Here is an 11393-nt window from a genome sequence, read left to right as displayed (position 1 = left end):
CAAGAGATAAATTGTATTGTGGGGAGTAGGGGTTGGGCATCCTGCCCGCCCATAAAAGGCTGATTAACATTTATGATCGAGAACAGGCAAGATGCCTGTTCCACAAGAGATAAATTGTATTGTGGGGAGTAGGGGTTGGGCATCCTGCCCGCCCATAAAAGGCTGATTAACATTTATGATGGATAATGATATGAATGCTGTTTTTGACGATCGCACTCGCTGGCAATTCTGGATCGATCGCGGCGGTACTTTTACCGATATTGTCGCCAACAGCCCCGACGGTAAATTAGTCATTCACAAGCTGCTGTCGGAAAACCCAGAACGCTACACCGACGCGGCAGTCCAAGGAATTCGCGATATTTTGAGAATTCCCGCCGACGCAGCTATACCCGCCGCCGAAATTGAAGCGATTAAAATGGGGACGACGGTAGCGACAAATGCTTTGCTGGAACGAAAGGGCGATCGCACAATTCTGTTAATTACTAAAGGTTTCGGCGATGCGCTGAGAATTGGCTATCAAAACCGCCCGAATATTTTCGCGCGTCACATTGTTTTGCCCCAGATGCTGTACGATCGAGTTATTGAAGTTGCCGAACGCTACAGCGCTCAAGGTGAGGAGTTAAGTGGTGTGAATCCTGAATTCATCCCGTGTTTGCAGCAAGCCTACGATGAGGGAATTCGCAGTTGTGCGATCGTATTCATGCACGGCTACCGCTACTCGGAACACGAAAAACAAGTTGCTAAAATAGCGAAAGAAATTGGCTTTACTCAAATTTCAGTATCTCACGAAGTTAGCCCGCTGATGAAATTAGTTTCGCGGGGAGATACTGCGGTTGTCGATGCTTATTTATCTCCGATTTTACGGCGTTATGTCGAACAAGTAACCAGTCAATTATCTCCTGTAGGGGCGGTGCCCCCGTGCCCGCCCTCCCCGTGCCCGCCACCCAAATTAATGTTTATGCAATCGAATGGCGGCTTAGTGGACGCGGCACAATTTCAAGGAAAAAACAGTATTTTATCCGGGCCTGCTGGAGGAATTGTCGGTGCAGTTCAAACCAGCAAAAAAGCAGGTTTCGATAAAATTATTACCTTTGATATGGGCGGAACTTCGACAGATGTCGCCCATTTTAACGGGGAATATGAACGCGAATTTGAGACGGAAATTGCCGGGGTGAGATTGCGATCGCCCGTGATGGCAATTCATACTGTAGCAGCCGGTGGCGGTTCAATTGTATTTTTTGACGGGGCGCGCTACCGCGTCGGGCCTGAGTCTGCGGGGGCGAATCCTGGGCCTGCTTGCTATCGCAAAGGCGGCCCTTTGACGGTGACTGATTGTAATGTGATGTTGGGGAAAATTCAACCGGATTTTTTCCCGAAGGTGTTTGGATTGGATGGAGATTTGCCGATCGCCACTGAGGTAGTCAAGCAAAAATTCGTGCAGTTAGCGGGTCAAATTGGGGGCGAGAAGACACCGGAACAGGTGGCGGAGGGTTTTTTGGCGATCGCCGTGGAAAAGATGGCTAATGCGGTGAAAAAAATCTCGCTTCAGCGCGGTTATGATGTTTCTGAGTATACCTTGTGCTGTTTCGGCGGCGCGGGCGGCCAACACGCTTGTGCGATCGCCGATTGTTTGGGCATGAAACGGGTGTTTATTCACCCCTATGCGGGGGTGTTATCCGCCTACGGTATGGGTTTGGCTGATGTGCGGGCTATTCGCGAAAGGGCGATCGAGCAACAATTAAATGCAGAATTATTACCTGATTTAAATTATATTTTAGCCGAATTGGAGGCTGAGGGAAAGAGGGAATTGAACCGCAGAGGCGCAGAGAACACAGAGAATGAGTCAGAGGTTTTAGTTGTTAGCAAGTTGCGCTTAAAATATCAGGGAAGTGACTCGGTTTTGGCGGTCAGTTTTGCTGACAATATTGAGGCGATGCAGGCTGAATTTGAAGCAGCCCACCGACAGCGTTACAGTTTTATTATGCCAGAAAAACCGCTGATTGTCGAAGCGGTTTCGGTGGAAGTTGTAGAAAGAATGGATGTGCCGGAAGCATCCACAATTTCCCCCTCTGGTGGGACACGCATCTTGCCTGTGCAACCAATTTCAACCGTGCAAATGTATGTTGCTGGCGGGTGGCGGGAAACGCCTGTTTATCAGAGAGACGATTTGCGATCGGGCGACTGCATTAGCGGGCCAGCTACGATCGTAGAAGCAACTGGAACTAATATTATAGAGCCTGGATGGGAAGCGACCATCACCGAAAATAATGATTTAATTTTGAACCGCAGATCCACGGAGATAGACGCAGATCGCATCCGCGTTAATTCGCGTTTATCTGCGGTTGTAGCCGATCCTGTTTTGCTGGAAATTTTTAATAACTTATTTCGGGCGATCGCCGAACAAATGGGCGTTACATTACAAAATACAAGTTCATCCGTCAACATCAAAGAACGCCTAGACTTTTCCTGTGCAATATTCGACAAAAACGGGCAATTAGTTGCCAACGCGCCGCACATTCCCGTGCATTTAGGTTCGATGAGCGAAAGCGTAGAAGCTTTAATTTTAGCACAAAATCATATTATTAAACCGGGTGATGTTTATGTTTCTAACAATCCCTACAACGGCGGCACGCATTTACCAGATATCACCACAATTACTCCCGTATTTGATGATTCTTCCTCTCTTCCTTTGTTTTATGTAGCCTCGCGGGGACACCACGCCGACATCGGCGGCATCACTCCCGGTTCCATGCCTCCGAATAGTAAAATAGTAACTGAAGAAGGCGTATTGCTGGACAACTTTCAGCTAGTAAGCGAGGGAAATTTTCGCGAACCAGAATTAGTGGAAATTCTCACAACTGGAGATTTTCCTGTTCGCAATGTCGCACAAAATATCGCGGATTTGCAAGCGCAAGTTGCTGCAAACAATCGCGGTGTAGCAGAACTTCTCAAGATGGTTGAACATTACAGATTGGAAACGGTACAAGCTTATATGGGCTTCGTGCAAGACAATGCTGAAGAATCGGTGCGGCGGGTAATTGATGTTTTGCAAGATGGCGAGTTTACTTATCCGATGGATAGCGGCGGACAGATTAAGGTAGCTATTACAATTAACAAGTCGGCGCGCCGTGCAAAAATAGATTTTACTGGCACTTCTCCTCAGCAATTTAACAATTTTAATGCTCCGGCTGCGGTGTGTAAAGCGACTGTGTTGTATGTTTTTCGCACTTTGGTAGATGACGATATTCCTCTGAATGCGGGCTGTTTGAAACCTCTGGAAATCATCAATCCTGCAGGCTGTATGCTGAATCCGCGCTATCCGGCGGCAGTGGTGGCGGGAAATGTGGAAACGTCGCAGAATATTACGGATGCTTTGTATTGTGCGCTGGGGGCGATCGCATCTTCCCAGGGCACTATGAATAATTTCACCTTTGGAAATAACCGCTATCAATATTATGAAACAATTTGTGGCGGTTCGGGTGCTGGTGCAAATTTTGACGGTACTGATGCGGTGCAAACTCACATGACTAATTCGCGCTTAACCGATCCCGAAGTGTTGGAATCGCGGTTTCCGGTTTTGTTAGAAAGTTTTGCCATCCGGGCTAATAGCGGTGGGAATGGATGTCATCGCGGGGGTAATGGAGTGGTGCGGCGAGTGCGGTTTCTGGAGGATATGACGGCGGGAATTTTATCGGGGCGGCGGGTGATTTCTCCCTGCGGTTTGCATGGGGGTGAGGTGGGGAAAGTTGGGCGGAATTATGTTGAGAGATTTGATGGAAATGTTGAGGAGTTGGGAAGTACGGCGAGTGTGGAAATGCAGCCTGGTGATGTGTTTGTAATTGAGACTCCGGGCGGCGGAGGTTATGGTACTATTATGCAACCGCAGTAAATAAACTAAAGTTGAGAGGCTAGAGCGATGGCTGACAGTTCTTTCTTTGATGAATCCAGAGATAATTCTTTAGTGAAGTCAGAAATAGTTGCTAAATACTTTTGGGCCTGGGCAAGGGTAATGATTGGTCAAGCCAAAAACAGACAAAAAAATATTGCTTACGTCGATTTATTTTCTGGCCCTGGTTGTTATAAAGACGGTTCTAAGTCTACTCCATTACTTATCTTGGAACGTGCTATTGCAAATCCAGATATGTCACAAATGCTAGTAACCTTATTTAATGATAAGGACTCAAATAATACTAAGTCTCTCCAGCAGGCTATAGAATCAATTCCAGATATAGGAAAATTAAAGCATACACCAATAGTTTTGAACAAGGAGGTTGGAGAGGAAATTGTCCAAGAAATTCAAAAAATAAATAATGTTCCTACACTATTTTTTATTGACCCTTGGGGTTACAAAGGCTTGTCCCTAAAACTCATTGGATCTATGATTAAAGGTTGGGGTTGTGATTGTATATTTTTCTTTAACTATAACAGGATTAATCCGGGGTTAAATAACCCAAAGGTAGAGGAACACATGAACTTTCTCTTTGGTCAGGAGCGAGTAGATTCCCTTCGGAAAGAACTAAAAATGCCACCTGAACAAAGAGAGTCAGCCATCGTTAATGCTATTTGTGAAGCTTTAAAAGATGTTGGAGGATCGCACGTTCAAGATTTCTGCTTCAAAAATGTTAGTGGTAGCCGTACTAGCCATTATCTTATTTTTGTATCTAAGGATAAACTAGGTCACTCAATTATGAAAGATATTATGGCTAAAAAAAGCTCCATTTTTACTCAAGGAGTACCCTCTTTTGAATATAATCAGAGTCAGGCACCAATTCAGCTTTCACTTTTTGATTATCAACCGCTTGATAACCTTGAAAATATGCTCCTTAATGAATTTGCTGGTCAAACACTGACAATGGAACAAATTTATAATCAGCATCATGTTAACAAGCGTTACATTAGTAAAAATTACAAGGAAGCTCTTAATAAACTAGAACAACAAGGTAAAATTATAGCAGATCCACCTGCCAGTAAACGAAGGAAGTACAAAGGAGAAATTACATTTGGAGAGAAGGTGAAAGTTACATTCCCACCAAAGTAGGTTTTACTACCTTATTGGAGTTTCGACTCACGCTGATAGTGTAGCCATTGAATTGCTTTTGATGTTTATTCCATGCTTCCGGCATCTCATCCCAAATTTTATCATCGAGAAGTCTCCCAGCAGCTTTAGGTGTTCTACCTCCCCATTGCTTGAAGAAAAACGCGACTCCAGCCTCCTGACACTGATCCCTAATACTTTGCGCCCATTCTACCTGCATCGGACGGTGTTTTTGTCCAGATTCTCCGCCAACTATTACCCAATGAATGCCTTTTAAATCAAGCTCCAAAGCACCTAAAAGCGGTTCGCATGATAGGAATCTGACTTTTGCAGGTACTTGTCGCAAACAGTCAATCCTGTTAACGTAGTTTTGATTTTCAACAGAAACTCCCATCCAAATATTATCAGACCATTCAAGTTGAGGGGCTAACTCTACTAAACGTTTATCTCGCTTGGTAAGGATTTGATAAATGTGGTGAGGAGTTTCACGCATTACATCAAAGACTTGTTTCAAAAAATCAAGAGAAATATCTTCATGGAACAAATCGCTCATTGAATTAACAAAGATACGACTGGGCTTTCGCCAACCTCTAGGTTCGTTCAAACGCTTGGGGTGTTCTTGAAAAGTAAACCCATTAGGAAAATTAGTATGGAAACGCTTTGTTAATGCTTCTGCATAACAATGAGTGCAGCCGGGACTGACTTTATCGCAGCCAGTTGTGGGATTCCATGTGCGATCGCACCATTCGATACCAGTATTAATGCTAGACATACAAGAATCTTACCCTTGAAACAATAAATTATCTTTTGATGTGCGGTGGATACATAAAGTTTATATGTATCAATTTAGATTGATGCAGCATCGCCTACAACTCTATTATATAATTAATTGACGTAAATATCAACAAGTTTTAAGCAGTTGCATGAACTGTAGATCGTAGTGTAGAATCGGGCTGCAGCAGCATTTATTCCCAAAACCGTTACAGAACAATTGTGCAAACACCTAATTTTTCAGAACTCAACCATCCTGTGGTCAAATCCCTGTTCCATCACAGCGATCAGGAATTATTGACTCTGTTTCAAAACCATCCCGATCAGGGTAGGTTCTTCACTGCAATTTTTTGCCGCTACGCTCAAATTGTACACTCCCTGATTCGCCATTCGGTGCGATCGCCCGTACAAGGCGATTACCTGTTCGCCCACACTTGGCTGCACATCTATCACGAACTGCGAGGCCTCGACTTGCGCCGCGAGATCCAAGAGTCTGATGGCGGAAATCTCAGTCTCCAAAACTGGCTGATTAATGTCACCGCTGTCTGCATAAATCAAGCTGAATTGCCCCCTGTTGAGTCGATTCACTACTCTTTGCAATCGGCTCCGCCTCCCCTGTGGTGTTACGTCAAACAAGCCTTGGAATTGTTAGCGCCGCTGCCGCGTTTAGTGGTGTTGATGGCTCAGACTTTCCGCTGGAGCGAAACTCGAATTGCAGCTTATTTGCAAGCAGAAGGCGAAGCTATTTCGCCCGCTCAGGTAAAGGCTTTGCTGCAAAAAGGATATCAAGCTTTAGAATCAAATTTGCCGGAGGATATTCGGGCTATTTATCTAGATGAAAATCTCGATTATCAAGAAGCACTTGTCTAGATATACACGATATAAATCCGCCCTTTCTAGTTGTAAGGGCGGGTTTTACCCGAAATATTTGCTAGGACTAAAAGCATCGTAAACCCGCCCTTTAGCGAGGAATAAGAAAAAAATGGCTGTTTATCAAGTTCGGTTGGTGAATGAGGATCTCGCGCTCGATCGCACGATCGCAGTACCAGACGACCAGTATATCTTAGATATGGCAGAAGATGCCGGCATCCGCTTGCCGAATGGATGCAAGCAAGGAGAGTGTTCTGCTTGCGTTGTCAAACTGCTGAGCGGTGAAATCGATCAAAGCGAACAAAAGTTTTTGAAGCCGTCAGAATTGCAAGCTGGCTATGCTGTTACTTGTGTGGCTTACCCGCTTTCTGACTGCACTTTGTTAACTCATCAAGAACAAGTTTTATATCAAACCGCTCTTTATTTTAAGTAATAGGAAATCAGTTTTTTACCATTTTTTCTTCTAGCCTCGCTGGGCGCGTAATTTGTTTGTAGAAAAGCGAATTATATTCGCCGATCAAATCGTTATCAAAGTAGATTGGGTATGGTGTAAGGTGCGTGACTCTCCAGCATCTCGCTGACACTTGAGTGGCTAGAAAGTCACGCACCCTAACGAGTATAGATAAACCCGCCCTTATTAATTTAGCAACTGTAGAATCCGCTTCAGTGGAATTTCCGCCCAATCCAAGCGGTAATTGAGTTCGTATGCCAGTTCGGCAACCGCTTTTTCCAAAATGTAAGCATCCAGCAAAACTTGTAGTTCCGGTATAGATTTGGGCAAGAAACTTGCATCGGCTGCTGTTACCAAATAGCTGTTAAGAAAAGTGAGGCTGACCCAGCGGTGCCAAACGTTCGCCCACTGCTGCATCTCCGGGAGATTTTCAGGGCGAATCATGCCACTTTCTACTTCATTGCGGAGTGCCAAAGTAACAGCGTAACTCAAAGATTGCAGCATTCCCGCAACATCTCGCAGCGGCGACCTCTTCATCCGCCGCTCGCTTAAGGGTCGATCGCGTTCTCCTCCGAAATCAATAATTACGAAGTCTTTACCTGTATAAAGAACTTGCCCGAAATGAAAGTCCCCGTGACAGCGAATTCTATCGGCCGTGATTCTCAAGTTCAAAATAGACTTGAAACGTTCCATGAGCAAATCTTCGCGGTTGAGGAGCTTTTGCGCCGATTTTTGTATTTCTGGCGGCAGTTTGGACAGTCGTTTTTTTAGATCCAGCAAAGTTCTTCCGGCCAGGTTTCTCATGTGTTGATAGATGGAACGCTGGTAAAAGGAGGTGAAGTTTTCTGGGGCAAAAGCGGGATTTTCTGTGTCAGAAGCTAAAGCGAGATGAAGTTCGGCTGTCCGCTTACCTAAAAGTTCGGCTGATGCTAAGTAAGAGCCGATCAGTTCGCGAGCTAATGGCGGAATTTCTAGGGATAAATCCGCTACTAGCGAGTTTGGCTGCCGCTGGGTTTGTCCGGTCAAAGCGTTCGGCAAATAATTTTCCGGGGCAGTAGATAAATTCTCGCTAGAATGCTTTGCTTCTACTGTCATTACTTGCTCGAAATAGTCGCGCAGTGTGTCTAATGTATAAGACCAAGCATCTACGCTGTCGGGGATTAATTTTTGTAGGATTCCGACTGTAAGGACTTGTTTGGCTGGTGTGTGATATTCCAATGCTCCGGCAATTGGAGCGTAGTGTTGGATCGAGTTGCGCTCTGTTAAAAAGCGTCCGATTTCTAATTCGGGGTTGATTCCTTCCTCGACTTTTCGCAATATTTTCAGGACGAAGCGGTCGCCGTAACCTGCGGATGTATTGCTTTGTTCTTTTTTGAACAGGTGAGGGTCGAGCTGCGATAAATCTTGTTCTGAGTTGAATGAACTGTCGGCAATTCCTACCAGTTGACCTCCAGCACCTCTGTAACTGCGAGAATTGGCGATCGCCCCCAGCAGCGCGCTCAGAAAACCTTTGTCCCCGGCAGCGTCAAATAGTACCCCGACTTCCTTCTTGGTTTCTGGGAAGTGCAGCCGCGCGATCGCCCGATCGTCCACATCGCTTTTTATCTCTTCCCAACCTAAAGGCAAAACGTAAGTTTCCGGCATACCTTCAGTATAATTCAACAGCAAAAACAGAATGTAAACTTGAGTTTCCTCCCCCGCACTATCTTTACATTCAACAGGCACAACCTCACTTATTTCTAATGATTGAATTGTCCTGTCTGTACCGCTAAACCAGCGATTGCGCCGCAGGTATCCCGGCAAAAGATTAAGCAGCATATCGCTTAACTGAGTTGTAGCAAAAGCAGTTTTCCAATTGCCTATCACCGCCAAAGTAGGCAAGTCTGTGGGAACACCGTGCAGCGAAAACTCTTCGTGTTTAGCACTAAGAGTAAACCAGTAAAACGTGTGAGGGCTCAAGCTCAAAAAGTAAGGATGCTCGCCAACCGCCGGAAACTCAGTGCGGCCGAAAATCTCCTCTGGAACAGCACCTTTAAAGGGCGAAAGGTCTAATTCTGCCGTCTGCACGAAGCGCGACAAATTAGCCACTACGAGGATGTGTTCGTCTTGATAAGTGCGTACAAAAGCTAAAACTTTGCGGTTTTCCGGGTACAGAAACTCGCAAGTTCCGCGGCCGAATGCTTGGAACCGCTGCCGAATTGCAATCAGGCGTTTCATCCACCACCAAAGAGAACTCGGATTCGCCCGCTGCGCGTCCACGTTAATAGATTCGTAGTGATATTCTGGGTCAACAATTGGCGGTGCGTAAAGCCGCTGGGGGTTAGCACGGCTGAAACCGGCATTGCGATCGCCACTCCACTGCATCGGAGTTCTCACCCCGTTGCGATCGCCCAAATAGATATTGTCTCCCATGCCAATTTCATCGCCGTAGTAAAGCACCGGCGTACCCGGAAGAGACAGCAGCAAAGCATTCATCAACTCGATGCGGCGGCGGTTATTTCCCATCAGCGGAGCCAAGCGGCGGCGGATACCCAAATTAATTCTTGCCTGAGTGTCTTGAGCGTAAACCCGATACATATAATCTCGGTCTTCATCACTCACCATTTCCAGCGTCAATTCATCGTGATTCCGCAAAAATAAAGCCCACTGACAATTATTGGGAATATGTGGAGTTTGCTGGAGAATGTCGCTAATTGGGAAGCTATCTTCCATGTGCAAAGCCATAAATAAACGCGGCATCAGCGGAAAATGAAAGTTCATGTGACATTCATCGCCAGCAGCGTAATATTCAACCGCATCCTCCGGCCACTGATTCGCCTCAGCAAGCAGCATCCGGTTCGGGAATTTCTCATCTACGTGCTGCCGCAATTGCTTCAGGAATACGTGAGTTTCTGGCAGGTTTTCGCAGTTAGTACCTTCGCGCTCGTACAGGTAAGGCACCGCATCCATGCGAAGTCCGTCTACTCCCAGTGCCAACCAGAAATCTACCACATCTAAGATGGCTTGGCGGACGGCCGGATTGTCGTAATTCAAATCAGGTTGGTGGGAATAAAAACGGTGCCAGTAATAAGCTTTTGCTACCGCATCCCAAGCCCAATTAGATGTTTCAAAATCTTGGAAAATAATTCGAGCATCTTGATATTTTTCCGGCGTGTCGCTCCAGACATAAAAATCTCTTTCGTTACTGCCTTTTGGGGCGCGGCGCGATCGCTGAAACCAAGCGTGCTGGTCGGAAGTGTGGTTGACAATTAACTCAATAATGACTCGAATTCCCCGCTGGTGCGCGGCTTCTAAAAGGTCTTTAAAATCCTCTAATGTGCCGTAAATCGGGTTGACGGTAGTATAGTGAGATGTATCGTAGCCGTCGTCTCGGAGCGGCGAGGGAAAAAATGGCAGTACCCAAATTGCTGTTACTCCCAAGTTTTGCAGGTAATCCAGTTTTTCTGTCAGTCCTCTAAAGTCGCCTATCCCGTCTGCATTGCTGTCGGCAAAAGCCCGAACTGGTACTTCGTAAATAATCGCGTCTTTGAACCACAACGGGTCGTCATTTAACATTGAGTTGGGCATGATTTGTAGCGATAATTGGTCATTGGTAATTTGTACTTAAAATTTGGTGATTGGGATTTGTTAGTTCCCATCCAAACTGATAAATCATAACTCATAATTTTGCCGCAATTCCTCATACGAGCGGCAGAGTTTTAATCGTAATTTATTAACGCAAAACTTATAATTTCTTAACGATTAAAAATCCACAATCTGTTTTGCTATTTCGGATACAGTTCACAATCCGGGTACTGTGCTATCTACCGATGCGCGGTAGTGCCCACCCTACATACTCTCGCTCTGTCTCCTTCTTCCCCTCTCCCGGTTCCGTCAATGCGGTATTTACTACCTGCCGGACGGTTGCCACGACATTACAGTACCTTGACGTTGATTACTAATTTTCGTTACATTAGTTTACATAAAGCAACAAAAGTTAAGGAAAAAGCAAATATGGCTATTGTAATCGCTCTTTTAATCGTCGGTTGGGTCGCGGCCTCAGTAATTGGCACTCAAGCATATTTCCTCGGGGAACAGTCAAAGCCCATCCACGAGCGGAATTGGAACGATGAATCTTTTGAAAAATTGGCTGTAGCAATCACAGCAACAGAGATGGATTACAGCGTTCGCGTTCCTGCCTACAGCATGGATGCCTATGGTAGCCGCACCATGTCTAATTCTTGACATATTTCACCATTTTTAATAACAGGCAGGATGCCTGATCCA

At 45.6% G+C, this 11393-nt stretch carries 7 protein-coding genes; 5 read left to right on the top strand and 2 right to left on the bottom strand.

Annotated features, from left to right (window positions below; all coding sequences use genetic code 11):
• The first annotated feature begins 190 nt into the window (after positions 1-190).
• Both QUA58_RS06435 and QUA58_RS06430 read left to right on the top strand, forming a co-directional pair.
• Positions 191-3889: a hydantoinase B/oxoprolinase family protein gene (locus tag QUA58_RS06435; protein WP_333393405.1), complete on the top strand. Its 3699-nt coding sequence runs from the start codon at positions 191-193 to the stop codon at positions 3887-3889.
• Positions 3890-3916: 27 nt separating this feature from the next.
• Positions 3917-5038, top strand: a complete 1122-nt coding sequence (locus QUA58_RS06430; protein ID WP_333393369.1) for a three-Cys-motif partner protein TcmP — start codon at positions 3917-3919, stop codon at positions 5036-5038.
• Here QUA58_RS06430 and QUA58_RS06425 read toward each other — a convergent pair.
• Complete coding sequence (locus QUA58_RS06425) at positions 5019-5807, bottom strand: phage Gp37/Gp68 family protein (protein ID WP_333393368.1); 789 nt, start codon at positions 5805-5807, stop codon at positions 5019-5021. The two genes, QUA58_RS06430 and QUA58_RS06425, sit on opposite strands and share 20 nt — an antisense overlap.
• A 221-nt stretch (positions 5808-6028) precedes the next feature.
• Between QUA58_RS06425 and QUA58_RS06420 the strand changes: the two genes are divergently transcribed.
• Together QUA58_RS06420 and QUA58_RS06415 are read left to right on the top strand one after the other, a co-directional pair.
• Positions 6029-6676, top strand: a complete 648-nt coding sequence (locus QUA58_RS06420) for a sigma-70 family RNA polymerase sigma factor (protein WP_333393367.1) — start codon at positions 6029-6031, stop codon at positions 6674-6676.
• A 112-nt stretch (positions 6677-6788) separates the two neighbouring features.
• On the top strand, positions 6789-7109 hold the full coding sequence (locus tag QUA58_RS06415; RefSeq protein WP_333247907.1) for a 2Fe-2S iron-sulfur cluster-binding protein: 321 nt from the start codon (positions 6789-6791) through the stop codon (positions 7107-7109).
• Positions 7110-7313: 204 nt separating this feature from the next.
• Here the strand turns inward: QUA58_RS06415 and treS are convergent, their stop codons facing one another.
• Entirely contained in the window at positions 7314-10694 is a 3381-nt protein-coding gene (gene treS, locus QUA58_RS06410; RefSeq protein ID WP_333247909.1) for a maltose alpha-D-glucosyltransferase, read from the bottom strand.
• A 426-nt stretch (positions 10695-11120) separates the two neighbouring features.
• Here treS and QUA58_RS06405 point away from each other — a divergent pair, with 426 nt between their 5' ends.
• Positions 11121-11351: a photosystem II protein, Psb35-related gene (locus QUA58_RS06405; protein WP_333214038.1), complete on the top strand. Its 231-nt coding sequence runs from the start codon at positions 11121-11123 to the stop codon at positions 11349-11351.
• Positions 11352-11393 lie beyond the last annotated feature (42 nt).

It is taken from the genome of Microcoleus sp. N9_A1 (genome assembly GCF_036701795.1).
Taxonomy (GTDB): Bacteria; Cyanobacteriota; Cyanobacteriia; order Cyanobacteriales; family Microcoleaceae; genus Microcoleus.
This window is presented reverse-complemented; position numbering and strand designations above follow the sequence as displayed.